The sequence below is a fragment of the Ruminococcus sp. RTP21358st1_G6_RTP21358_211008 genome (assembly GCF_040908885.1).
Taxonomy (GTDB): domain Bacteria; phylum Bacillota; class Clostridia; order Lachnospirales; family Lachnospiraceae; genus Blautia_A; species Blautia_A faecis.
In genome coordinates this window covers 12,539-38,652 of record NZ_JBDGDM010000005.1, presented here as the reverse complement: position 1 = coordinate 38,652, position 26,114 = coordinate 12,539, and the positions used below count along the sequence as shown (strand labels likewise).

At 44.4% G+C, this 26,114-nt stretch carries 19 protein-coding genes; 17 read left to right on the top strand and 2 right to left on the bottom strand.

Translation table 11 applies throughout. From position 1 onward, the window contains the following. Nucleotides 1-29 precede the first annotated feature (29 nt). Genes AB5Z12_RS03015 through AB5Z12_RS03005 form a run of 3 tightly spaced genes read left to right on the top strand, consistent with a single transcriptional unit; the run spans nucleotide 30 to nucleotide 3,668 of the window. Nucleotides 30-740, top strand: a complete 711-nt coding sequence (locus tag AB5Z12_RS03015) for a LytTR family DNA-binding domain-containing protein (RefSeq protein ID WP_173769723.1) — start codon at nucleotides 30-32, stop codon at nucleotides 738-740. Then, nucleotides 737-2,065 carry a GHKL domain-containing protein gene (locus AB5Z12_RS03010; RefSeq protein ID WP_368368552.1) on the top strand — a complete coding sequence of 443 codons (1,329 nt, stop codon included), beginning with the start codon at nucleotides 737-739 and terminating at the stop codon, nucleotides 2,063-2,065. Before AB5Z12_RS03015 ends, AB5Z12_RS03010 begins: the two co-directional genes overlap by 4 nt. A gap of 22 nt (nucleotides 2,066-2,087) precedes the next feature. After that, nucleotides 2,088-3,668, top strand: coding sequence for a sugar hydrolase (locus tag AB5Z12_RS03005; protein WP_368368551.1), 1,581 nt, complete (start codon nucleotides 2,088-2,090; stop codon nucleotides 3,666-3,668). A gap of 271 nt (nucleotides 3,669-3,939) precedes the next feature. Here the strand turns inward: AB5Z12_RS03005 and AB5Z12_RS03000 are convergent, their stop codons facing one another. Then, on the bottom strand, nucleotides 3,940-4,440 hold the full coding sequence (locus AB5Z12_RS03000) for a hypothetical protein (protein WP_227198710.1): 501 nt from the start codon (nucleotides 4,438-4,440) through the stop codon (nucleotides 3,940-3,942). A gap of 125 nt (nucleotides 4,441-4,565) precedes the next feature. After that, nucleotides 4,566-4,970 carry a hypothetical protein gene (locus AB5Z12_RS02995; protein WP_118577550.1) on the bottom strand — a complete coding sequence of 135 codons (405 nt, stop codon included), beginning with the start codon at nucleotides 4,968-4,970 and terminating at the stop codon, nucleotides 4,566-4,568. A gap of 335 nt (nucleotides 4,971-5,305) precedes the next feature. Here AB5Z12_RS02995 and AB5Z12_RS02990 point away from each other — a divergent pair, with 335 nt between their 5' ends. The 14 genes from AB5Z12_RS02990 to AB5Z12_RS02925 all read left to right on the top strand — a co-directional run bounded on the left by AB5Z12_RS02990 (nucleotide 5,306) and on the right by AB5Z12_RS02925 (nucleotide 25,986). Further along, entirely contained in the window at nucleotides 5,306-7,225 is a 1,920-nt protein-coding gene (locus AB5Z12_RS02990; RefSeq protein ID WP_319017247.1) for a polysaccharide deacetylase family protein, read from the top strand. Nucleotides 7,226-7,360: 135 nt separating this feature from the next. Continuing rightward, nucleotides 7,361-8,716 carry a trigger factor gene (tig, locus tag AB5Z12_RS02985; protein ID WP_368368550.1) on the top strand — a complete coding sequence of 452 codons (1,356 nt, stop codon included), beginning with the start codon at nucleotides 7,361-7,363 and terminating at the stop codon, nucleotides 8,714-8,716. A gap of 56 nt (nucleotides 8,717-8,772) precedes the next feature. After that, nucleotides 8,773-9,876, top strand: a complete 1,104-nt coding sequence (gene nagA, locus AB5Z12_RS02980) for an N-acetylglucosamine-6-phosphate deacetylase (RefSeq protein ID WP_118577548.1) — start codon at nucleotides 8,773-8,775, stop codon at nucleotides 9,874-9,876. A 60-nt stretch (nucleotides 9,877-9,936) separates the two neighbouring features. After that, on the top strand, nucleotides 9,937-11,253 hold the full coding sequence (locus tag AB5Z12_RS02975) for a polysaccharide deacetylase family protein (RefSeq protein WP_368368549.1): 1,317 nt from the start codon (nucleotides 9,937-9,939) through the stop codon (nucleotides 11,251-11,253). Between the two features lie 266 nt (nucleotides 11,254-11,519). After that, a complete protein-coding gene (glgB, locus tag AB5Z12_RS02970; protein WP_368368548.1) occupies nucleotides 11,520-13,403 on the top strand; it encodes a 1,4-alpha-glucan branching protein GlgB in 1,884 nt (627 codons plus the stop codon). Between the two features lie 232 nt (nucleotides 13,404-13,635). Further along, nucleotides 13,636-13,869, top strand: coding sequence for a polya polymerase (locus AB5Z12_RS02965; protein WP_118577545.1), 234 nt, complete (start codon nucleotides 13,636-13,638; stop codon nucleotides 13,867-13,869). A 93-nt stretch (nucleotides 13,870-13,962) separates the two neighbouring features. Beyond that, nucleotides 13,963-15,225, top strand: a complete 1,263-nt coding sequence (locus AB5Z12_RS02960; protein ID WP_368368547.1) for a CobW family GTP-binding protein — start codon at nucleotides 13,963-13,965, stop codon at nucleotides 15,223-15,225. A gap of 115 nt (nucleotides 15,226-15,340) precedes the next feature. Continuing rightward, a complete protein-coding gene (locus tag AB5Z12_RS02955) occupies nucleotides 15,341-16,291 on the top strand; it encodes a GTP-binding protein (protein ID WP_148461569.1) in 951 nt (316 codons plus the stop codon). A 343-nt stretch (nucleotides 16,292-16,634) separates the two neighbouring features. Next, nucleotides 16,635-17,213 (top strand): aminoacyl-tRNA hydrolase, encoded by a 579-nt coding sequence (pth, locus tag AB5Z12_RS02950; RefSeq protein ID WP_118583700.1) that lies wholly within the window; start codon nucleotides 16,635-16,637, stop codon nucleotides 17,211-17,213. Between the two features lie 152 nt (nucleotides 17,214-17,365). Further along, a complete protein-coding gene (mfd, locus tag AB5Z12_RS02945) occupies nucleotides 17,366-20,704 on the top strand; it encodes a transcription-repair coupling factor (protein WP_368368546.1) in 3,339 nt (1,112 codons plus the stop codon). Nucleotides 20,705-20,952: 248 nt separating this feature from the next. Continuing rightward, the gene (locus tag AB5Z12_RS02940; RefSeq protein WP_368368545.1) at nucleotides 20,953-22,275 is read left to right on the top strand and encodes an FKBP-type peptidylprolyl isomerase; all 1,323 of its coding nucleotides are present in this window, start codon (nucleotides 20,953-20,955) and stop codon (nucleotides 22,273-22,275) included. Nucleotides 22,276-22,515: 240 nt separating this feature from the next. Beyond that, nucleotides 22,516-23,517, top strand: coding sequence for an asparaginase (locus AB5Z12_RS02935; RefSeq protein WP_226815299.1), 1,002 nt, complete (start codon nucleotides 22,516-22,518; stop codon nucleotides 23,515-23,517). 178 nt (nucleotides 23,518-23,695) lie between these two features. Next, nucleotides 23,696-24,853: a DUF4317 domain-containing protein gene (locus AB5Z12_RS02930; protein ID WP_173719236.1), complete on the top strand. Its 1,158-nt coding sequence runs from the start codon at nucleotides 23,696-23,698 to the stop codon at nucleotides 24,851-24,853. 329 nt (nucleotides 24,854-25,182) lie between these two features. Further along, on the top strand, nucleotides 25,183-25,986 hold the full coding sequence (locus AB5Z12_RS02925; protein WP_368356874.1) for a hypothetical protein: 804 nt from the start codon (nucleotides 25,183-25,185) through the stop codon (nucleotides 25,984-25,986). Nucleotides 25,987-26,114 lie beyond the last annotated feature (128 nt).

Genomic DNA, 26,114 nt, shown 5'->3' with positions numbered 1-26,114 from the left:
TGATTGAATAGGATAGGTGAGAAATAATTATGATAAGAATTGCAATTGTAGAGGATGACAGGCATGACCGGGAGGCGTTGAAGAAATGCCTGAATCGTTATGAAAAAGAGAACCAGATGAAATTTTCCGTAACAGAATTTCAGGACGGAGAGGATATTGTGACCGATTACACTGCTAGCTATGACCTTATTATTCTGGATATTGAGATGGCGTTTCTCAATGGAATGAAAGCAGCAGAAAAAATCCGCGAGCTTGATACAAATGTAATTATTATTTTTATTACAAACATGCCTCAGTATGCCATTCAGGGATATAAGGTAAATGCGCTGGATTATATTTTGAAGCCAATTTCCTATTTTTCATTTTCAGAGAGTATGGTAAGGGCTCTGGCAAAGGTGAAGACACCGGAGAAGGAGTACATTACCATTGTTCTGAAGGGAGGTAAAAAGAAGCTGGATGTGGCGCGGATTTGTTACGTGGAGGTTCAGGACCATGTGCTGATCTACCACACTCTGGATGGGGATTTTGAGACAAAGGGCACTATGAGGGATACAGATAATCAGTTTGATCCGAAGAAATATTTTCGGTGTAACCGCTGTTATCTGGTAAATCTGGAATTTGTAGAGACTTATCAGGGCAGTGATATTATGGTAAACGGCGATACGATCCAGGTGAGCAGAAGCAGGCGGAAGCCCTTCCTGGATGCCCTGAATGAATATATGAATGAGGTGGAAAAATGAGAGGCACAGTAGTCAACACTCCCGGATATTATTATGCCATTTCCTACTGGCTTTCTGCACTGGTAATGATTCTTGTGCATGGATGCGGGAAAAAAGATGTGTGGAAATATGTGTATGGGGTGTTGAGCTTTATCAGTATTTTTACCGTTATGTTTTTTACAGATGGAATAAAGCAGATGTTTTTCATGCCTCTTATGGTTTGTGTGTTTTTGCTGATGCTTTTGTACATCAGGATGGCAGGAGAGCTTCCATGGCGTGAAACCGGATTTTTCTGTGCGAAGGCATTTATCAACGCAGAATTTGCAGCCTCTTTGTGCTGGCAGATTCATTATTTTTATACAGGTGATTTCAGCGGTCAGGAGAAGGGGACACCAGAGCAGATGTTATGGCGTGTACTGCATATGGTAGTTATTTATGCAGTACTGTACATTCTGATTTATTTGATCGAACGTTATCTGAAGAAGGATATTGAAGAACTGCAGATCACACGCAGAGAACTTCTGGTTGTATATTTTGTAATGGCTGCGGTATATTGTATCAGCAATGTAAGCTATGTGGATGTAAAAAGCATTTTCAGCGCGGGAACAGCTATGGATGTGTTTATTATCCGCACACTGGCGGATCTTAGCGGTATGGCGGTGCTTTATGCTTATCATATCCAGGTAAAAGAGATCCAGATGCGTTTTGAGAAGGATACGCTTCGGAATATTATGGATATGCAGTACAAAAATTACAAGCTTTCCAAGGAGAGTATCGACATTGTAAATCAGAAATACCATGATCTGAAGCATCAGATCAATCTTTTAAAAAGCGGCGCAGATTCTGAAAAAGCAGGGGAATACCTGGAACAGATGGAGCGTGAGATCAAGATTTATGAGACACAGAATAAAACGGGAAATAAGGTCCTTGATACCATTCTTACCAGTAAAAGCATGCATTGTCAGAGACATGGTATTGAGCTGAAATTTATGGGTGAGGGACAGCTGCTGAATTTTATGGAGGATATGGATATCAGTGCTCTTTTCGGAAATATGCTGGATAATGCCATTGAAAGTGTGGTGAAGATCAAAGACCGTCAGAAACGTCTGATTTCCCTGCACGTGATTCAGGATAAACAGTTTATCCGTATCCGCACAGAGAATTACTGTGAGGAGAACGTTCAGTTCCAGGATGGAATCCCGATCACCACCAAGAAAGATAAACGGTTCCATGGATATGGAATGAAGAGTATGAAAAAAATTGTAGAGAAGTACGGCGGTTCCGTTATGGCGGGCAAGGCAGACAACTGGTTTGAGCTGAAGATACTGATTCCGATGAAACATTAGGCGATTTTTAGGAGGAAAGATAATGCCATCATATAGTATAATTGAGAATTTCGAAGTACATAAAAATAATCGTTTTCTGGAAATTGCAGAGGCCCTGAAGCCGGAGCTTTTGCATAAAGAAATTAAGGCTGAAAAGGAAATTATGGTGGGAAAAGACCGCCAGATGAGAACGGTTATTACAGAAGAGCACCCGATTGAAAATCTGTATGCAAAATCTTTAAAAAGAGATGATACAGTATTTGTGGATTTCGGGGATCATGCTGTAGGTTATGTGACTTTGGAGCTTAGTAAAACAGGAAGCCATCAGGATGCACCGGTTTATTTTTACCTGAAATTCGGTGAGCGTCTGGAGGAAATGACGGACAAAACTGCTGATTATGACGGCTGGCTCAGCCGTGGCTGGATTCAGGAGGAGTATATTCATGTGGACGTACTTCCGGCGAAGGTGAAGCTGCCAAGAAGATATTCTTTCCGTTATATGGAGCTTCGTGTAATTGATACTTCTGCCAAGTTCCAGCTGAAAATCGATGGTATTTCCTGTGATACGGTTTCTGCTGTAGACATGGAGTCTGTAAAGCCGGTGGATTTCGGAGATCCGCTTCTGAATCAGATTGATCTGGTAAGCCGAAAAACCCTGAAAGAATGCATGCAGGATGTTTTTGAGGATGGACCGAAGCGTGACCGCAGAATGTGGCTGGGAGATCTGAGACTTCAGGCGAGAGCCAATTATTACACCTTTAAGAATTATGATCTTGCCAAACGCTGTATGTATATTTTTGCAGGACTGCTTTTTAATGAGGGAAAGCTAAGCGCCTGTGTATTCACAGAACCGGAGATGGAGCCAGATGATACTTACCTTCTGGACTATGCATTGTTTTTCTCATCTGTGCTTCTGGATTATTATGAGGCAACCGGTGATCTGGAAACACTCAGGGATCTTTATGATGTGGCAATTGATCAGATCCGCATTGCTATGACGCAGTTAAATGAGAAAAATGTTGTGGAGGATTTAGGTGATGCATTCTGGTGCTTCCTGGACTGGGGAGATGGTCTGAATAAGCAGGCCGGAGCTACAGCAGTTCTGATTTACTGTATCCGTTATGGAATCCGTCTTGCGAAGATTCTGGATAAACAGGAGGATATCAGCTGGCTGGAAGAGAAGCAGGCCATGTTGAAAGAGGCAGCGGTGAAAGAGTTCTGGGATGAAGAGCTTGGAATGTTCGTAAGCGGTCCGGATCGTCAGGCTTCCTGGGCAACCCAGATCTGGATGATCCTGGCCCGTGTCTTTGACAAAGAGACAAACTGTAAATTGATTCATCATGTAATGGAGGTGAATCCGAGGATCCGCATGGTAACTCCATATATGTATCACCATTATATTGATGCGCTTATCCGCTGTGATGAGAAAGAGCTTGCTCTGGAAGAGATGAAACGCTATTGGGGCGAAATGATCCACGACGGTGCGGATACCTTCTGGGAACTTTATAATCCTTATAACAGGGAAGAATCTCCATATGGTTCCAGTATGGTTAACAGCTACTGTCATGCATGGAGCTGTACACCAACGTATTTCCTTAGAAAATTTTATATGAAAACCAGGTAGAAATGTATATTTCTAAAATGATTGAACGTAGATAAGCATTCCCCCGCTTCAAGTGCGCGGAGCACTAAGCGGCGCGTGAGAGGGGATGCTTATGTCAGTGGGAGCCTTCAGCTCCCACTGACAGATCGCGAAACGGCTGCGTTCATGAGCAAGTAGCGAAGCGGACCTAGAATGTCCGCTTTACGCTCATATAGAACAAAAAACTATCCTGAGCAGACTGCAAAGCCAAAATGCCTTGCACCTGTTAGGATAGTTTTTTAGAAATTAAAAATTATTTTTTATTTTTCTTGGATTTCTTAGTCTCATTCTGGGCTGCCTGAGCTTCCTCAGCAGATTTCTTAAAACGTGCGAAAAATCCTTTTTTCTTCTTAACCGGAGCGTCCAGGTTACCGCGGATGCCTTTTACACCTACTATGTAAAGTCCACTTACTTCAGCTTTGATCTCTTTCTTCACAGGGATAAGGTCGAATACCTTCTCGTCTGCGATAAGAATGGAAATCTTCGGTCCGACTTTAGCCTTAACGATCGGCATCTTGGAGCGGCGGAGAAGCTTCGGTGTCTGGTCGATGACCATCTGTGGGAGACCTGATTCCTTAAGTGGCATTCTCTTCTTATCAATAACGAGCATGGAAACGGTCTGTTTACTTGCCTCGATCTGTGCCTGCTGTTCTTCCTGCTTCTTCTGGGTCTTCTTGCCAAAGAAATATAAACCAACCAGTAATCCGATGAGGATTACAAGAATCACCAGAAGGACGATTGTTACTGGATGCATACTTATCCTCCTACTATATTATAAAGTTTCTTAATAACTATTCAGCCTGTACGGTTCCGCAAAACGTGTGACCGTGAAGAAACTGAACAGTTACATTCTTGTTTCACATAAACTACATTTTAACATCATTTTTTGGAAAAGGCAATTGTTTTGTTATCTCCTTTAAAAAGCTTATAAGCTGTGAAAGCATATAAAACCGGTACCGCAAATGCTGCAAGATTCATAAGAACCAGTATAATACTTCCCTTAATATGAAAGAAGTGGGCAATCTGGGGAATAAAGGCCAGAATTCCAAAGATAACGGTGCTCATTCTTCCTTTTTCTGCATTCATCACGCCTATAATTCCAATTGCAATCTGAAGAAGTGTAAATGCATAAGTAAGTGCAAAAGCCTCTGTAGTATCACCATGGGTTACATGTCTGCCCACAATATTAGTGGTTCCGATCCAGAAGCGGGCTGCGATCAAAGAAGCAGAACCCAGGGCTATTTCAAATAGTGCGCTTATGCGCATAATATCTGATCTGTTCATATTTTCCTCCTTTAGAGTGAATGATATAGAGCTTAATATTTTTGATATTTGAGGTTAAAACATATTTTATCATGTGTTTTTTATTTTAACAATATATGGCAATAGAATGCAAGGATATTTACTGAGAAGAGGTGGTAATTATTTTGAATATCATGTATAATAGAAATCTACTGGTTACAGAATGGATAGATTTATCTGGTATGGTTATAATAAATGCCAGATTACAGATTCCGTTCAGGATTAATAGGAAGCTTTGTAGGTTTTCTTTATTAACTGGTCTTGCGGGAAGAAGGTGTTTTGAGGGGGGCTTACAGTATAGTTAGGAGTTATACATTATGAAGAAATCGGATACAGAACAGGAACAGCCTGGTCTGGAAGAGAATAAAGTTCCCGACAGCCAGTCCAAGCGGGAGCTTGACAGAGAATTACAGGAACTGGCAGAGAAGGAACACCAGGAAGAGATATATTACGAAGAACGACGGCGCGAGCGACACGAGCGCAATCTGAAGAGAAAGAAGAGGCAGATACGGAATCGTAATCTGGCTCTTATTATTACTGCTCTGGCAGTGTTGGGCGGTGTGGGATACTTTTATAGAGAGCAGACAGGGTTAAAAGACGGCATGGAAACGCTGGTAGCCAAGGTAAGGGATTTGGTTCCTGATAAGAATTCCGGTAAAGAGAGCAAGGCAGCAGAAGAACTGGCAAAGGCTGACCAAAGCACCGAAAGCATCGAAAACCCCGAAAGCACCGAAAACCCCGATATTAATACAGAGGAAGCTGCTGACAGCTCAGACAGTACAGATATACAACCGGAATCTGGTGAAGGCACTGCAGATGACAGTGATGAGACAACTGGAAATACAGGTGACAATTCAGAGAATACTGTACAGGATGAATCCGGGAATATGTCCGATGAAGAGAAAACAGAAGATAATTCTTCAGATTCTGCAAATCAGCCAGAGCAGGAAGCAGCCCAGGCAGCAGCCATAAATTTAAATGGGATTATGCCACAAGCAGCAGCAGCCGGCACAGGTATCATCAGGAGGCAGATCCGTCACGAGAAGAAGGTGCTGGTCACAGCCAAGGAGAAAGCAGCCCAGTATGATTATGACGGTGCAATCAGCCTTTTGCAGAAGGACAATGCATATGTGAGAAATGTCCATTTTCAGAATGCTGCAGAGAAATTCCAGAAGAAAAAGGATAAATGTGTAGCCTGGTCTCCAGAACAGGTAACTCACATTTTTTACCATTCCCTGATCGTGGATACTTCCAAGGCGTTTGATGGAGATTACAAGACAGATGGTTATAATCAGGTTATGACCACTATGGATGAGTTTAATAAGATAACCCAGATCATGTATGACGAGGGATATGTAATGGTAAACCTTTATGATCTGGCAGACGTTGATGAAAATGGGAAAATGCAGGCAAAGCAGATTTATCTTCCTAAGGGAAAAACACCGTTTGTCCTTTCGCAGGACGATGTATGTTATTATCACTCCCAGGATGGAGATGGAATTGCCACTAAGCTTGTTATAGACGAAGAGGGGAAGGTTCGCAACGAATATGTACAGGATGATGGAAGCACAGTTGTAGGTGACTATGATGTTGTACCGCTGATCGACCGGTTTGTGGAGGAACATCCTGATTTTGCATATCATGGACATAAGGGAATTGTAGCGCTTACAGGCTATAATGGAATCCTGGGTTACCGCACAGATATCAGCTATCAGACAAGACCAGATGATCTGAATGATGATAAAAAGGCGTGGCTTGACGCGCATCCTGATTTTGACCTGGATACAGAGCGGGCAGAAGCGAAAAAGGTCGCAGATGCCATGAAGGCGGAGGGCTGGACTTTTGCCAGCCATACATGGGGACATAAAAACATGTTTACAGTTTCCATGGAACGCCTTGAAACAGATACACAGAACTTCAAAGAGAACATTGACCCGCTTATTGGCGGAACAGATATTATTATCTTTGCTTTCGGAGCAGATATTAATAACGGCGGAGAGTACACTGGCAATGAGAAATTTGAATATCTGAAATCCCAGGGCTATGATTATTATTGCAATGTGGACTCTAACAAATATTTTGTACAGATGACGGATGAATATTTCCGAATGGGAAGAAGAAATGTGGATGGATACCGAATGTATTACAATCCGGACATGCTGGCAGATCTGTTTGATGTAAGCCAGGTATTTGACCCATCCAGACCTACTCCTGTACCGCCTATGAATGGTGGCTGATAAGACCAGCTGCAAAGAAGGCATGGATTCGTATGATTTTGCGCTGAGACAAAATAAAAATGATTGCCTCAGTGGGCTTTCTTTTTAATAGAAAATGTGATAATTTTATAAAAGAGTAACTGAAGGGAGTATGAAATGAAAAGAAAACTATATTTGGCAGCGTTAGTAATGTGTATGGCACTTGCTGTAAATGGCTGCGGAAGTGATAAAGAAACTACCAGTACAGAGAGTGAGAGCACTGCCACAGAGCAGCAGGCAGAGGATTCGGCAGAGGAAGAAGAGGTACAGGAACCTTATACAGATTCTACCGGTGCGACACGCCTGGTTTCAGTGGATAATGTGGAGAAATATGTTACAATTGCAGACTATAAGGGGATAACTCTTGATAATTCTGTACCAGAAGTGACAGATGAGGATATTGAGAATCGTATCGCAGAGAATTTGAAAGACAATTCAGTGGAAGTGACAGATGAGAACGCTGTCATCCAGAATGGTGATACCGCTACTATTAATTTCGTAGGTACAAAAGACGGGGAAGCTTTTGAAGGTGGAACTGGTAATAATTATGACCTTGTGATCGGAAGCGGCACAATGATTCCCGGATTTGAAGAAGGAATCGTGGGAATGAAGAAGGGGGAGACAAAAGACGTACCGGTAACCTTCCCGGAGAGCTACCGCAACAGTGAACTGGCTGGACAGGATGCAGTATTCCAGATTACCGTGCAGAGCTTTAAGAGACCACCGGAATTGACCGATGACTGGGTTGCAGCGAATACCGATTACAAGACAATTGATGAATATAAGGCTTCTGTTCGCGCACAGCTGGAGCAGGAGGCACAGGATCAGGCCGACAGCAGTCTGCGCAGCACTGCATGGAATACTGTTTACACCAATTCTGAGGTTGTGGAATATCCGGAGAAAGACGTAGAAGAGGCAGTGAAGACATTTAAGAAACAGGCAGAAGCATACGCGAAGCAGGGAAATATGGAGCTTGAAGACTTCGTGGAGTCTCAGGGCGTTTCCATGGATGATTTCGAAGCCCAGTGCCAGCAGTATGCCCAGGCCAAGGTAAAACAGAATCTGCTTATTCAGGGAATCATGGACGCAGAGGGAATGACTCTGGAGGATGAGGAAAGCCTTGCAATCCAGAATCAGCTGGTAGAGCAGTATGCTTCTGGCGATCTTGCAGTTCTTATCGATACTTACGGTCAGGTTGCAGTGGATGAGAGTATCGGACTTATGAGAGTTCAGGATTTCATTATTGCAAATGCAAATTATGATCAGACAGCAGCGGATACATCTGCTGAAGGTGAGGACGCACAGGCTGCTGAGGGAACAGAAGCAGCAGATCATGCAGATGGCAGTACAACTGACGGACAGAGCACGGATGGCGGGGATACAGCAGAAGAGCAGGAAACTGGTGCAACCGCAGATACAGGCACAGCAGCGGATGCTTCAACAGATACACAGGATGACAGTACAGAGAATTGACGGTTGCTGTTTATAATAGAAACAGCAGCCAATGAATCTCAGGAGGGAATGGAGTTATGATTATTAAAAACGGAGAAGTTTTTCAGGAGGATGGAAGCTTCAGATTACAGGATCTGTATGTGGAGAATCATAGAATCGTGGCTTCTGAGGATGAGGTTACGGACAAGACGATTGTAGACGCGGCTGGGCTCAGGGTGCTTCCGGGGCTGGTGGATATTCACAGTCACGGTGCATTTGGACATGATTTTTCTGATGCTGATCCGGAAGGACTTAAGATTATTCTGAAATACGAAAAGAGTCACGGAATTACTTCCTATTGTCCTACTTCCATGACATTGCCGGCAGAAGAACTGAAGGAAATTTTTGCTACTATTAAGACTGTAGGAGAAATGAAAGACGGAGCTGCTGTCCGGGGAATCAATATGGAAGGCCCATTTCTGGATGCGAAGAAAAAAGGCGCCCATGTGGAGGGCTATATCCGCAAACCAGATGCCGGATTTTTCCGTGAACTGAATGAATATTCCGGAAATATGGTGAAGCTGGTAACTCTGGCACCGAATGTGGATGGTGCTATGGAATTCATTGATGAGGTACATAATGAGGTGTGCATTTCCCTTGGTCATACAGCAGCTGATTACGATACAGCAGCGGAGGCCATGAGAAGAGGTGCACACCATGTGACACATCTTTATAATGCCATGCAGCCACTGGCGCACAGAGAACCAGGACTGATCGGAGCTGCCTGTGATGATGGGCAGTGTATGGCAGAGATGATCTGTGATGGCATTCACATTCATCCCGCTGTGATCCGCGCTACATTTAAGATGTTTGGACCAGAGAGGATTGTACTGATCAGTGACTCTATGATGGCTACTGGAATGGAGAACGGAACCTACCAGCTGGGTGGACAGGAAGTAACGATGAAGGACTGTAAGGCAACTTTGAAGGACGGTACGATTGCCGGTTCTGCTACGAACCTGTATGATTGTATGCGCAAGGCTGTTTCTTTTGGTGTTCCCCTTGAAGAAGCGATTTTTGCAGCAACACGAAATCCGGCAAAGAGTATTGGTATTTATGATGAAGTTGGTTCCCTTTCTGTTGGAAAGAAAGCGGATATTCTTCTTGTAACAGATGATCTGGAGCTGAGAGAAGTGCTATGACAGAACTTTTTTGCGGAAAATTTTTTCCACTATGTAACGAGAGATAAAGAGGGAATATGAATGGATAGAAGGGTTTTGCGCGAAAGAATGCGCAGGAAACAGCGCCAGATAAGACGAAGGAAGATCATTAAGCTGGTTACCTATGTTGTGGCAATGGTGCTGGCTGTGATTTTTGTAATAAGAGGAGTGATTTTTCCAATCGTAAGTCGTGTGGGAGGAAAGAGTACTGGAAAATCACAGAGCGTGCAGGCGGATGCAGGTGACGGAGCTGCTTCGAATGCGGATTCCAATTCTACAGATGCTCTGAGACAGCCTCTGAAAGGACAGAGCGATGTGACCAAGGTTTCTTCACTGACTCCAGGCTGGCATGAGGATTCCAGCGGACGCTGGTATCAGAATGCAGATGGTACATATTATACCAATGGTTTTGCAGAGATTGACGGAGTGAAATATGCATTTGATTCCAATGGATACATGCAGACCGGCTGGGTGACCAAGGGGGTAAACGATTATTATTTTAATGAGGATGGTTCTTACAATGCTGAGAAGAAACGCCCTTTGATCGCACTTACCTTTGATGATGGTCCGGGACAGTATACAGACAAGCTTCTGGACTGTCTGGAGGAGAACAATGCACATGCTACCTTCTTTATGTTGGGACAGCTGGTTGGACAGTATCCGGACGAAGTGAAGAGAATGGTGGAACTTGGCTGTGAGATCGGAAACCATTCCTGGGATCATCAGGATATGCTGAATCTGAGTATTGATGATGTTATAAAGGAATTCGGCGATACCGATCAGGCATTGATTGATGCCTGTGGACAGGAGTCCACGGTAATTCGTCCGCCTTATGGAGACTGCAATGATGAAATTATTTCGGCAGTTGGGAAACCTTTTATTTTGTGGTCTATTGACAGTCTGGACTGGAAATATCTGGATGCAGATCTGGATTACAATGGCATTATGAATGACAGCAATCTGGGAGACGGAGCCGTTATTCTGATGCATGATATTCATGGTCCTTCAGTTGATGCGGCACTCAGACTGATTCCAGATCTTATTGCACAGGGATATAAACTGGTAACGGTAAGTGAGATGGCAGCGGCGAAGAATGTTACCCTTCAGCCAGCAAAATATGCAGAGTTCTGGCAGAGCGCCCTTGATGCAGGTTATGTGCCTGGATATAATGGAAATGGCTCTTCTGAGGACTCTTCCACAGATGGAACTTCTGATGGCAGTTCAGATGACCGCAGTAATGGAGATGAGAGCGACTTCAGTGATGGTTCCGGTGATGGAAGCGACGGCAGTGAAAGTGACGGATACACAGACGGCAGTGAGAATAGCGAAGGGGATTTTAGCAGCGACTCAGGCGAATAACGGAGAAAATAAGAGGCTCTAGAGCCTGTCTGGCATATGTGTTAAGCTTCGGGACTTCCGGAAATCGCAGATGCTGTATAGTGTGAATGATAGTATACGCTTGTACTTATGAGAAAAATGTCAAAGTACAGGCGTATTTTTTTACAGTAAAAATGAATTTTGATGTAGATTTTTTATGAATAATAGACAAGTTTTTGGTGGCATGGAGGAAAAGAGTATGCTATAATGTGCATAAGAATTTGAAAGTTTAGGGAGGTAACTTTCTGATGGGAGAGAAATTACAGTTTACAGAGCTTGACCAGTATCTCTTTGGTCAGGGAACCCATTATGATATTTACAGAAAGCTTGGCGCACATCCTGTGAAACAAGGGAAAAAAGAAGGTGTTTATTTTGCAGTATGGGCACCTAATGCGCAAGCTGTTTCTGTAATTGGAGAGTTTAATAACTGGAATGAACAGGCTGCTCCAATGAAAAAGGCAGGTCCGATCGGTGTATTTGAGACATTTGTCCCTGGAGCGAAGATTGGACAGCTGTATAAGTTTTTTATTGTAGGAATGAACGGGGAGCATATTTATAAAGCTGACCCTTATGCAAATGAGGCAGAATTAAGACCGGGAACGGCATCCAGAATCACGGATATCGGGGATTACAAATGGAAAGATACCACCTGGATGAAGAATCGTCAGAAATTTGACGAGACTAAGGATGCCATGGCGATCTATGAGGTACATCCTGGCTCCTGGATGAAGCATCCGGCTACAGAGGAGAATGAGAAAGGCTTTTTCAATTACAGGGAACTGGCGGTGAAGCTTGCCCAGTATGTGAAGGATATGGGCTATACACATGTGGAGCTGATGGGGATTGCAGAGCATCCCTTTGACGGTTCCTGGGGATATCAGGTCACCGGTTATTATGCGCCTACTTCCCGCTATGGAACACCCCAGGATTTCAAATATCTGGTAGATTATCTTCACAGACAGAAAATCGGGGTTATTCTGGACTGGGTGCCGGCACATTTTCCCAAGGATGCCCATGGACTGGCGAATTTTGACGGAACTGCAGTTTATGAGCATGCAGATCCCAGACAGGGAGAGCATCCGGACTGGGGAACCAAGATCTACAATTATGGCAGACCGGAGGTAAAGAACTTCCTGATCGCAAATGCTCTGTTCTGGATCGAGGAGTGTCATGTGGACGGTCTTCGTGTGGATGCCGTTGCATCCATGCTGTATCTGGATTATGGAAAGAATGATGGTCAGTGGGTAGCCAATAAATATGGCGGAAATCAGAATCTGGAAGCAATTGAGTTTTTTAAGCATCTGAATACAGTGGTTCTTGGAAGAAACCATGGTACTGTGATGATTGCAGAGGAGTCTACCGCATGGCCGAAGGTTACAGGTAAGGCAGAGGATGACGGCCTTGGATTTTCCCTGAAATGGAACATGGGCTGGATGAATGACTTCCTGGAATATATGAAGCTGGACCCCTATTTCCGTAAGTTTAACCATAATAAGATGACTTTCTCCATGACATATGCTTACAGTGAGAAATATGTGTTAGTAATCTCCCATGATGAGGTGGTTCATCTGAAGAAGTCTATGCTGGAGAAAATGCCAGGTGAGCTAGATGATAAGTTTAAGAATCTGAAGGCTGCTTATACATTTATGTTCTGCCATCCGGGCAAGAAGCTTTTATTTATGGGGCAGGAATTCGGTCAACTTCGAGAGTGGAGCGAGGAGAGAGAACTTGACTGGTTCCTTCTTGGGGAAGAGAAGCATCGGGATTTGAAGGATTTTGTGCAGACATTGCTGAGGATGTATCGCAAATATCCTGCGCTCTATGGAACGGATACGGATCCGTCTGGCTTTGAGTGGATCAATGCAGATGACGGGGACAGAAGTATTTACAGCTTTGTAAGGAAATCCCCTACAAAAAGAAATAACCTTCTGGTAGTATGCAATTTCACTCCTGTAGAACGTCCGGATTACCGTGTTGGTGTGCCGAAGAAGAAACAATACACACTGGTTCTGGATGAAAACGGACAGACTGCGAAAAAGGTATTTAAGGCAGAAAAGCAGGATTGTGACAATCGTCCGTTCTCCTTTGCTTATCCGCTGCCAGCTTACGGGGTTGCTGTGTTCCAGTATTAGAAGCTGCCAAATTCCGCAAGGAACAATTCTCACAGACAATTTTCAGATTGCTGTGATAATTTAGTATTAAAAATACCCAAAGAATGGGGCAAATTCGGGTTTTGTTTGTGACTGTTGGGGATTTTTTTCCAGAAGGTGAAAAACCTGTTGCTATTTGGAAAAAGTTGAGATATAATGAGCCCGAACAAAAAGAAATGGAAAAAGTTGTACATGTTGAAAGGAGAATATTGACATGAAGGTATCTAATATTAAAGACATTCAGAAATTTTTTGATGTAGTAGACAGCTGCGCTGGTAAAGTAGAGCTTGTAACTGGCGAAGGTGACAGACTGAACCTGAAATCTAAATTATCACAGTATGTATCTCTTGCAAACATCTTCTCTAACGGTGAGATTCCGGAGCTTGAGATCGTTGCATATGAGAAAGAAGACATTGATAAGCTTATGCACTTCATGATCAACGGCTGATTTGCATAAAACTGTGAAATTGGGATAAATATATTAGGGGATGTGACTTGGTCATGTCCCCTTTTTCTGGCATAATAGAAAGGGGAATACAAAATGGTAAAGATTGACATTATCTCCGGTTTCCTTGGAGCTGGTAAGACAACTCTTATTAAGAAACTGCTGAAAGAAGCATTTGAAGGTGAGCAGGTAGTTTTGATCGAGAATGAGTTCGGTGAGATTGGTATTGACGGGGGATTCCTGAAAGATGCCGGAATCGAGATCCGTGAGATGAACTCCGGATGTATCTGCTGTTCTCTGGTTGGAGATTTTGGTGCTTCCCTGAAGGAAGTTGTAGAGAAGTATCATCCGGACCGTATCCTGATCGAGCCATCAGGTGTTGGTAAGCTTTCCGACGTTATCAAGGCTGTACAGGGTGTGGAAGAGGATGTTGATATTCAGCTGAACAGCTACACTACAGTTGTTGATGCCAAGAAATGCAAAATGTATATGAGAAACTTCGGCGAGTTCTTTGACAATCAGGTTCAGTATGCAGGCGCGATTATCATGAGCCGTACCGATATTGTAGACGAGAAGAAAGCAATGGAGTCTATGGAGCTTCTTCGTTCTATCAATGAGAAGGCAGCTATTATTACCACTCCGATTGAGAAGCTGGATGGAAAGAAAATCCTGGAGGTTATGGAGCATCCGGTATCTCTGGCGGATGAGCTGCTGAAAGAGGAGCATGAGCATCATCATCATGCCCATGATGATGAGTGCGGTTGCGGACATGACCATGATCACGAGCATCATCATCACGACCATGATGATGAGTGCGGCTGCGGACATGACCACGATCACGAGCATCATCACGACCATGATGATGAGTGCGGCTGCGGACATGACCACGATCATGAGCATCATCACCATCATGACCATGATGATGAATGTGGCTGCGGACATGACCACGATCACGAGCATCATCATCACGACCATGACGAGTGCGGCTGCGGACATGACCACGATCATGAGCATCATCATCACGACCATGATGACGAATGTGGCTGCGGACATCATCATGATCATCACCATCATCACGCAGACGAAGTATTTACCAGCTGGGGACGTGAGACTATTAAGAAGTTTACAAGAGAAGGGCTTGAGAAAATGCTGGAGAGCCTTTCCGCTTCTGAAGAGTATGGCGTGATCCTTCGTGCTAAGGGAATGCTTCCGGCAGAGGACGGAACATGGATCTACTTCGATATGGTTCCGGAAGAAACTGAGATCCGTGAAGGTTCACCGGAGTACACCGGACGTCTTTGCGTAATTGGTTCCAAGTTAAATGAAGAGAAACTGGCCAAGCTGTTCGGCGTAGCTTAATGCTTGACATATAAACGGATAAAAGGCTTTTTGTAAGCTTGTTTGTTGCTGTTTATAAGCGATATATGCGAACGTACTGCTTTTAATTAAGAAAAATACAGGGAGGTTTCTGTAAATGGATGAAATTACAGTACCGATTTATCTCATAACCGGCTTCCTGGAAAGCGGCAAGACCTCTTTCCTTAGCTTTACCCTCCAGCAGGATTACTTCCGTACAGAGGGAAAGACACTTCTCATTCTCTGCGAAGAGGGAGAGGAAGAGTACGATGAAGAGGCTCTTGCAAAAGATAATGTTGTAGTTGAGGTTATTGAGAAAGAAGAAGATTTTACACCGGAGCGCCTTCAGGCACTGGATATTATCCATCAGCCGGAGCGTGTGGTTATGGAATATAATGGAATGTGGCTGGTAAGCAAATTTGAGGAGATGAAGCTCCCGGCAGGCTGGGGAATTGAACAGCACATTACCTGTGTAGATGCAAGCACATTCCAGGTATATATGCAGAATATGAAATCCATTTTTATGGATATGGTTCGTAATGCGGATATGGTTGTGTTTAACCGCAGCAAGAAAGAATATCCTCTTGCAAACTTCCGCAGAAGCATTAAGGTTGTAAACCCAAGTGCAGAGGTTATTTTTGAGGACGAAGAAGGCGAGATGACGGATATTTTCGCAGATCAGATGCCATTTGACCTGGATGCAGAGATTGTAGATATTCCGCCTGAAGATTACGGAATCTGGTTTGTAGATGCTATGGATCATCCGGATCGCTATGTGGGAAAAACTCTTCGCTTTAAGGCTCGTGCAAGACGTCCGAGAGGTATGGGCAGCAAGTTCTTCATTCCGGGACGTACTGCCATGACCTGCTGTGCAGATGATACTTCATTTCTGGGATATATCTGTAAGAGTGCATATGCACCGAAGCTGAAGCCCGGCGAGTGGGTTGAGGTGACTGCCAAGGTTGCCTTTGAAAACCGTTCTGAGTACCAGGGCGAGGGAATTGTTCTTTATGCAGAGAATGTGACCCCGTGCGAACCTCTGGCTGATGAGATGGTTTATTTCAACTAATTTGATGATACCAATGTCAAAAGGTCAAAAAGCTGTTCGTGCTTGCACGATAAGGCTTTTGAACTTGGGACACGCCAAATATGAGAAAGTAGCGATTTACGCAGTAAATCAGCGGATTTCGAATATTTGGAGGATTGCGGGAGCAGCGTAGCTGCGTAGCAATCCGGGTATCAAATGAGTGTCAAAAGACCTTTTGACACTCATATCATTCGATAATAAATGAAAGTCATCTGTTTTATGCTATTGGCTAAGCAGGTTGCGGCAGTGATTACGGGGCTGTGGCTGACCAGAGCTTTGGAATTGCTGTGGAGGACTTTCGTAGTAGAATAAGGAAAATAAGATTATGTATTTAGTTGTTGGACTGGGAAACCCCGGGAAGCAGTATGAGGCGACCCGCCACAATATGGGTTTTGATACGATCGATGTGCTTGTGGAACGTCATAAGATTCCGCAGGGCGGCGTAAAATTTAATGCTATGTACGGTTCCGGATTCATCGGAGGAGAGAAGGTAATCTTTATGAAACCTTTGTCCTTTATGAATTTAAGCGGTGGTCCGGTACAGGAGATGGCTGCTTATTTCAAAATCGATCCGGAGAGTGAGTTGATCATTATTCAGGACGATATTGATCTGGAGCCGGGACAGCTTCGTATCCGGAAGCAGGGCAGTGCAGGCGGCCATAATGGTCTGAAGGACATTATTGGCAGACTTGGCACACAGAAATTCATGCGTGTAAAAATTGGTGTAGGAGCCAAACCAAAAGGATGGGATCTGGCAGACCATGTGCTTGGCCGTTTTTCATCCGGGGACCGCAAGCTCGTGGATGAAGCAATTGAGTTTGCAGCAGACGCTGTAGAAAAAATAATAACAGATGGTCCGGATGCGGCGATGAATGAATACAACCGAAAGAGGGTTACTGAGTAACAAAGGAAGTCCAGCAACAAGCTGGGCTTCTTTTGCCCCTGGAGCGTCCCCCAAAAGCTTTGTGAAAATTATGACGTGCAGATAGCTTGCAGGAATGGTTTCATGTTTTGGGTGGGCTCTGAGGTGCGGCTTTTGAGAAAAGGAGGAAAGCCATGCTTTCATTTACCCAGCCCCTGAAGGGGATGGCAGAATTTGAAGAAATAGAGAAAAGCCTTGAGAAAAATCAGGGCATTGTGCAGATCACAGGCTGCCTGGAATCCCAGAAGGCACATCTGATCCATGGGCTTTCCGGCAAAACACCTATGCGCCTTGTGATCGCAGGAGATGAGCGCCAGGCTAAGGAAATCTTCGAGGACGTGCGCTTTTATGACAAAAATACCATGTTTTACCCGGCGAAGGATCTTCTCTTTTTCCAGGCAGATATTCAGGGAAATCTGTTGATCCGCCAGAGAATGTGTGTGATAAAGGCACTTCTGGAGCAGAAGGAACTGACTGTGGTTACCAGCATTGACGGCTGTATGGACTATCTGATGCCCCTGGAAGAAATTGGGAAAAAGGTGCTTCATTTCTATTCTGACAGCGTGATCAACATGGATGTGCTGAAAAATACCCTTGTGCAGCTTGGATATGAACGCGTAGGACAGGTGGAAATGCCGGGACAGTTTTCTGTGCGCGGTGGTATAGTAGATATTTATTCCCTTACAGAAGAGAATCCATGGAGAATTGAGCTGTGGGGAGATGAAGTGGATTCTATCCGAAGCTTTGACGCAGAGAGTCAGCGCTCTCTGGAAAATCTGGATGAGATTGCTATTTATCCGGCTGTGGAGTGGAATGATGGCAAAAAGATGGTATCTTTTGTGGATTATTTTCCCAGGGAAAAAATGCTTCTGTTTCTGGACGAACCCAACCGTATTCTGGAAAACGGACTGGGCGTAGAGGAAGAGTATGCCGCCAGCCGCACACATCGTGAAGAAAAAGGGGAAAAGAACCTTCCGGTTCAGTGGCTTTGTGAATTTTCCAAGGTTCAGAAAGAACTGAATAAGCTTCGTGCAGTGTCGTTGTCGGCATTGGAGCCAAGAGGCGTGGAGTGGAATTTTTCCTCGGAGAAATACAATCTGACGGTGCAGAGTGTAACTTCTTATAACAGCAGCTTTGAGCTTCTGGCGGAGGATCTGAAAAAGTATAAGAAAAAAGGCTATCAGATTGCCTTGCTTTCCGGTTCCAGGACAAGGGCGGAGCGTCTGGCGAAGGATTTGCAGGAGCATGAGCTGAATGCTTTTTACGGTTCAGATTATGACCGTGTGATCAATCCAGGGGAAATTATGGTCCTCTATGGACACGCCCGGAAAGGCTTTGAGTATCCACTGATCAAATTTGCGGTGATCACAGAGTCCGATATTTTCGGTCAGGAGCAGAAAAAAAAGAAAAAGAAAAAAATCTACAACGGCAAGCGAATCCAGGATTTTGCAGAGCTGTCTATCGGGGATTATGTGGTCCATGAAAAGCATGGACTGGGAATTTACCGTGGAATTGAAAAAGTTGAAGTAGATAAGGTCTTAAAAGACTATATCAAGATTGAATACCGTGACGGAAGCAATCTGTATATTCTGGCGACGCAGCTGGATGCGCTGCAGAAATATTCCGGCGCAGATACAGCCAGGGCACCGAAGCTGAACAAGCTGGGAACCCAGGAGTGGAATCGCACGAAGTCCAAGGTAAAGGGCGCTGTCAAAAATATCGCCAAAGAGCTGGTGGAGCTTTACGCTGTGCGTCAGGAAAAAGAGGGGTATGTGTGTGGCCCGGATACAGTGTGGCAAAAGGAATTTGAGGAAATGTTCCCATATGAGGAGACAGAGGATCAGCTGAACGCCATTGAGGATACCAAGCGGGATATGGAGAGCACCAAGATCATGGATCGTCTGGTGTGCGGAGATGTTGGATATGGTAAGACGGAGGTTGCTCTTCGCGCAGCGTTTAAAGAGGTGCAAGAGAGCCGGCAGGTTGTTTACCTTGCACCAACTACCATTTTGGCGCAGCAGGTGTACAACACCTTTGTCCAGAGAATGAAGGAGTTTCCGGTGCGCGTGGATCTGCTTTGCCGATTCCGTACACCTGCCCAGCAGAAAAAGACTTTGCAGGATCTGAAAAAAGGACAGGTAGACGTTGTGATCGGTACCCACAGAGTTCTTTCCAAGGATGTGGAGTATAAGAATCTGGGGCTTCTGATCGTTGACGAGGAACAGCGTTTCGGCGTTACTCACAAGGAGAAAATCAAGCAGCTGAAAAAGGATATTGATGTTCTGACTCTGACTGCGACACCCATTCCACGAACCCTTCATATGAGTATGATCGGAATCCGTGACATGAGTGTGCTGGAGGAGCCGCCTATGGATCGTATGCCGATCCAGACTTATGTGATGGAGTATGATGAGGAGACTGTCAGGGAAGCTATCGGAAGAGAACTGCGAAGAGGCGGCCAGGTTTATTATGTTTATAACCGGGTTACAGATATTGATGAGGTTGCCCTGCGGATTTCCAAGCTGGTGCCGGACGCAAGGGTGGATTTTGCCCATGGACAGATGAGCGAGAGAGAACTGGAACGGGTTATGTATGACTTTATCAATGGGGACATTGATGTGCTGGTTTCCACTACTATTATCGAGACAGGACTGGATATTTCCAATGTAAATACCATGATCATCCATGATTCTGACAAGTATGGGCTTTCCCAGCTTTATCAGCTGCGAGGCAGGATCGGACGTTCCAACAGGACAGCGTATGCGTTTCTGATGTACCGAAGGAACACCATGCTTCGGGAAGTGGCGGAAAAACGACTTTCTGCTATCCGTGAGTTTACAGATCTGGGAAGCGGATTTAAGATCGCCATGCGTGATCTGGAGCTTCGAGGGGCTGGAAATCTGCTGGGAGCACAGCAGCATGGGCATATGAACGCAGTGGGCTATGATCTTTACTGTAAAATGCTTAGCGAGGCGGTCAAGGAGGCAAAGGGTATTCATACCATGGAAGACTTCGAGACTACCATTGACCTGAATATGGATGCTTTTATCCCGGACACCTACATCAGCAATGAATTCCAGAAACTGGATATTTATAAGCGCATTGCAGGGATTGAGTCCCAGCAGGAGTATGATGATATGCTGGAAGAGCTGATCGACCGGTTTGGGGAGCCGCCGAAAGCAGTGCTGAATCTGCTGGCTATTGCAAGACTGAAAGCACTGGCACATCAGGGCTACATTACGGAAATCAAGCAGATGCAGCGTGAGATCAGGATCACCCTTTACGAAAATGCACATCTGAACCCGGAAGGAATTCCGCCGCTGGTTGCCAAGTACCGCAGACAGCTGCAGTTTAAACCGGATAAAGAACCGAAGTTCCTGTTTGCACCGGTGGGGGATATTGTGCAGGCGCTGACGGTGTTTGCAAAGGAACTGATGGAATTGGTGGAAGAGGAAGGAAAGAGCGAAAAGTAGTAGACGGCTGGGCTGTTGAATGCTTTCGGATATTTTGATTTAAAGTAGGTTTTGGGTGGGGAAGATCCGATGGAAATTCGCGAAAATTGTGTGAATTCTATCAGATTTTCCCCTTTCTACTTGCCCTCATGGGAAAAAAGTTTTATACTCTTATTAGCGTGTCCGCATTGGGAAATCATGCCGGCTGTGCGTGGTGACTAAGCGGCACATCAGTGAAAGGGTAATTGGTGATCAATATGAAGAAAATCGTGAAGAACACAACCGTAGTGGCATTAAGTGGCGTAATGGCAATTGGAATGCTTTCCGGATGTGGAAGTAAGTCTATAGATGGAGAGAAAACCGTTGCGACTGTAGATGGCACAGACATTCCTATGGGTGTTGTAAGTCTGTATGCACGTGAGTCACAGGCACAGACCGTTGCCATGTATAAGAGCTTTATGGGAAGTGCAGGAAATATCTGGAGCCAGGTAGTAGATGAGGATGCTGGTACTACGTACGGTGAGCAGGCTGTAGGACAGTTCCTGGAGCAGGTTGAGCTGATGTACATCATGAAGGAGAAGGCAGCAGACTATGGCGTTGAGGTTACTTCTGATGATGAGACTGCTATTGCAGATGCAGCAGCACAGTTTATGCAGGACAATGACGAGGACACTCTGAAGGAGCTTGCTGTTTCCGAAGATCAGGTTAAGACTCTTCTGGAGCTTGAGACTTATCGTCAGAGAATTTACGATCCGATCCGCAACGAGGCTGAGGTTAACATAACGGATGAGGAGGCACAGCAGTCTTCTTTCAGCTATGTAAGTATTTCCATCAGTGGAGATGACCTTACCGATGATGATATTGCTACCCGCAAGGAGCAGGCACAGGAGATCCTGGATAAGATGAAAGAGGATCCGACAGCAGACATGGGCGAGACAGCCAAGGCTGTTGATGATACTTACAGCGGACTGACCGGAACTATTTTCACAAATGACAGTGATGATGAGGATATTTCCAATTCTTATGATGACGCTGTTGTAGAAGCGCTGAGAACTCTGAAGGATGGAGAGGTTTACGACGAGCTGGTTGAGACTGATAGCAGCGTATATGTACTTCGGATGGACAAAGTAAAAGACGAGGATGCAACCGCTTCCAAGAAAGAGTCCCTTGAGAACACCAAGCGCAGCGAATACTATTCCGAGACAACTCAGAAATGGCTGGATGATGCTGATATTACTGTAAATGATAAGGTGCTTTCTACTTTGACAATTACAGATGAGCACAGCTTTACAATTAAGGAGACTACAGCGGATACAAGTGAAGATGCAGCAGCTGATACAACAGATGCTACCGAGGATACTACTTCTGAGGATGCCGAGGCAGCAGATGAGGACGAGGATGCTGATACTGTTGAGACAGATGCTGCAAAGAGCGACAGCGCAGAGGAAGCTGATACCACAGACAGCGCTGACAGTACAGACGAGACTGCAGAAGAGGACAGTGCAGACAGCAAGGCCGAGGACAGCAGCGAGAGCGCTGATTCTGAGGAGAACGCAGAGGATACTGCAGAAGAGACAACTGAGGAGAACTAAAAGTGAGATAAAGATCGAAACTTGTTGTATCGTATGTATTGCAAAATGTTTTCTGAAAGAATTGAGATTATATAAAGTGGAGAAAATGATAAAAGAGCCTGCCTGGGGTGATTCGGGCGGGCCCTTTGTCTATACAAAGTAAAATACTTATGAAAAAAGCTTTTCGCTACAAAGTAAGGTTTCAGAAAATGCAGGTACAGCAGATTGAACATGTGGATAACAATTACACAGGGGGACAACATGAAAAAGATACTTCTTATTGCAACCGGGGGAACCATTGCTTCCAAATATACAGCAGAGGGGCTGGCACCGCAGATTTCCGCAGATGAGCTGTTGGAATATATTCCTGAAGCCCGGGAATTCTGCACCATTGATACCGTTCAGCCTTTTGCCCTGGACAGTACCAATGTGTGTGCAGACCATTGGCTGAAGCTGGCCAGACTGATCGAATCCAAATATGAATTTTATGATGGCTTTGTGCTTTGCCATGGAACGGACACTATGGCATATACAGCTGCTGCTTTGTCTTATCTGATCCAGAATAACCGCAGACCTATCGTGATTACCGGTGCCCAGAAACCTATTGACCTGGCAATTACAGATGCACGTTCCAATCTTCTGGACAGTCTCCGCTTTGCCTCTCACGACCGCGTTCATGGAATTTCCATTGTGTTTGGGGGAAAAGTGATCGCAGGAACCAGAGCAAAGAAGGAATTTTCCAAAAGTTACAATGCCTTTTCCAGTATTAATTATCCGGATATTGCATCCATTCACGATCAGAAGATTATTTTTTATATTGATGACAAAGACCAGTCCACCAAGCCACTGGTGTTTTATCATGAGATGAATCAGAAGATTTTTCTGCTCAAATTGATTCCGGGGATTGACGGGAAAGTATTGGATGCTCTTTTTCCCTCTTATTCCGGACTGATCATTGAATCCTTCGGCGTAGGCGGTCTGCCTCATTACGAAAATGATAATTTTATAGATGCGATCGCGCATTGGATTGAAGCTGGCAAGCCTGTGTGCATGGCGACCCAGGTTACCCATGAGGGAAGCGACATGGAAGTTTATCAGGTTGGAAAGGTCATCAAGGAACGGTTCCCGGTGCTGGAGTCGTATGATATGACGCTGGAGGCGTCTGTGACGAAAATGATGTGGGCGCTGGGACAGACACGGGATATGGAGAAGTTTAAGGAGTTATTTTATACGACCATTAATCATGATTTATTGTTTCTGTAAGTAAGTCTTGAAATTTTCTGGAGTGTTAAGCTAAAATAAAAAAGCTGAAATTATGGAGCTGATAATACTTTCAGAGAATCTTTATGGATGGAGCGCAAGGCAACAGACTCAATTCATATCAGAGATGGGATATCGGTTTTGAAAACATATTTTCTGGAATACTGGAGGACATATATAAATGAACAAAAAAGAAATTTCTGAAATCAAGAAACAGCTGACACCAGCCAATTGCAACATTACCAGAATTTGTGGATGCTATGTGGATGCTGAAAAGAATAAAAAAACAGAACTGAAAGAAGCGTTCCTTTCCCTCTCCGAGGAAGAAATGTTCAAATATTTTGAAATATTCAAGAAAACCCTTTCTGGTACTCTTGGAAAGAACCTGATGAATATGGAATTCCCTCTGGCAGAGGAAAAAGAGGGTGGCAAACACGAATTCCTCATGAAGCTCCGCGCCAGTAAACTGAAGGATGACGCTTTAATTGAGAGCTTTTATGACAAAATTATCGAAAATTACGATTATCCGGAAAATTACTACATAATCCTGGTACACGCTGTGTACGATATCCCGGGAAGAACTTCAGATGGAATCGATATGGATGATGCTTCTGAAGAGATTTATGAGCACCTTCTTTGCAGTATCTGTCCGGTGAAGCTGTCTAAGGCAGGTCTTTGCTACAATGCGGAGGCAAATCTGATCCAGGACCGTATCCGTGACTGGATCGTGGAAATGCCAGAGAACGGCTTCCTTTTCCCGTTATTTAATGACAGAAGCACAGACATCCACGGCATGCTCTACTATTCTAAGAATGCAGAGCAGCTTCACGATATTTTTGTGGATGAAGTGTTTGGCTGTACTGCTCCGCTTTCCGCAGGCGGACAGCGTGATTCCTTCAATATGCTTGTAGAGGAAACCCTTGGGGACGACTGTCAGTATGACACCGTTATAGGAATCCATGAGAAGTTGAATGAGATCATCGAAGCCCAGAAAGATTCTCCAGACCCGGTTGTGCTCACCCAGTCTGAGGTGAAACGTCTCTTTGAGGACTGTGGTGTAGAAGACGAAAAACTGGAAACCTTTGATAACCAGTATGAGGCTGTTGCTGGGGAAAAAGCCACCATGGTAGCGTCCAACATCACCAACACTCGTAAGTTCGAGATCAAAACGCCGGATGTAGTGATCCATGTAGAACCAGATAAAGTGGAACTGGTGGAGACCAGGATCATTGACGGCCGCAAGTGTCTGGTGATTCCTATGGAAGACGTAGAGATCAACGGAATCCGTGTGCGGATGGGTGGGGAGAACGGTGAGGAATCCGAGGAAGAGTTTGAGTAATATTCTTGGTTGTGATAAAATTTTTTTGCCGGATATGAAGTATAAAAGGCTTGTTGTAAAAGAAATAGTTGTAAAACAAATAGTTTTAAAACAGGAAGGATGCAATTCTTGGCGAGTTGCATCCTTCCTGTTTTTGCCTGGATGAGGGTTTCACAATTTGGGAATGTAAATTGTGGGAATGATTTTGGGGCGTAGTCTGGAATTAAGAATATCAGAAGTAAAACCTAAACAATTCTACAATTGTAGAAAAAAGTGATTGACATTTAACTTCTACAGATGTAGTATATAACCAACTTCTACAAAAGTAGAAAATGAAAGGGGATTTTACCATGAAAATAAAAATGGTTAAAATGATAGCACTTATGGCGGCGGTGACATTAAGTGGTTGTTCAGCTGGAACTTTAGAAAATACCGGAAATTCCGCCTCTAATTCTGCTGCAAATATGGTATCTTCAAATAAAAAGGCTTCTTCATCCACGAAGGGATCAAATACTGCAAGTTCCACTGGTACGGCAAGTAATACTACAAGTGGTGCAGCAGGTAATACCGCAAATAGCACAGCAAGTAATACCACAGCTGGCACAGCAGGTAATGCCACAGCTGGCGCAGCAGGTAATACCACAGCTGGCACAGCAGGTAATACCACAGCTAGTACAGCAGGTAATGCCACAGGTGGTGCAGCAGGGAATACCACAGCCAGTACAGCAGGGAATGCCACAGCTGGTACGACAAGTAATACCACAACTGCCACAACAGATGCTACATCCGATATTCTTTCCACCACAACAATCACCCTGTATGATAGTGATGGAAATACAGTTTCTGTGGAAAGAACAATTTACAAAAATTATGACTGCGAATATGTAGATGCTGATGGTATGGAATACAGCACCGATGATGATGTCTATTTTACAGATGAAAATGGAAAGACCTATCAGTCCTTAAATGACAGTACCCATTATTTTGGTGCCGAGTTAGAGCAGCATGTATTACAGGATGCCAATGGAAACAGTGTGACAGTTACAGAAACAACTAATGGAGATTATTACTATATGGATGATAATGGCACTGGTTATATTGACAACGGCGACGGAAGCTGGAGTGATGAGAACGGCAATAGTTATACAGAATAAGAGGAGGGATGCGGCTGAAAGCTTTTTTCAAAAAGGTGTCAGGCTGTATACCATTCTCGGACTGTAGAAATGTGGTGTTTGGCTTTTTTAGTCAGACACCTTTTTTCGTATTAAAGACTGGCAAAAAT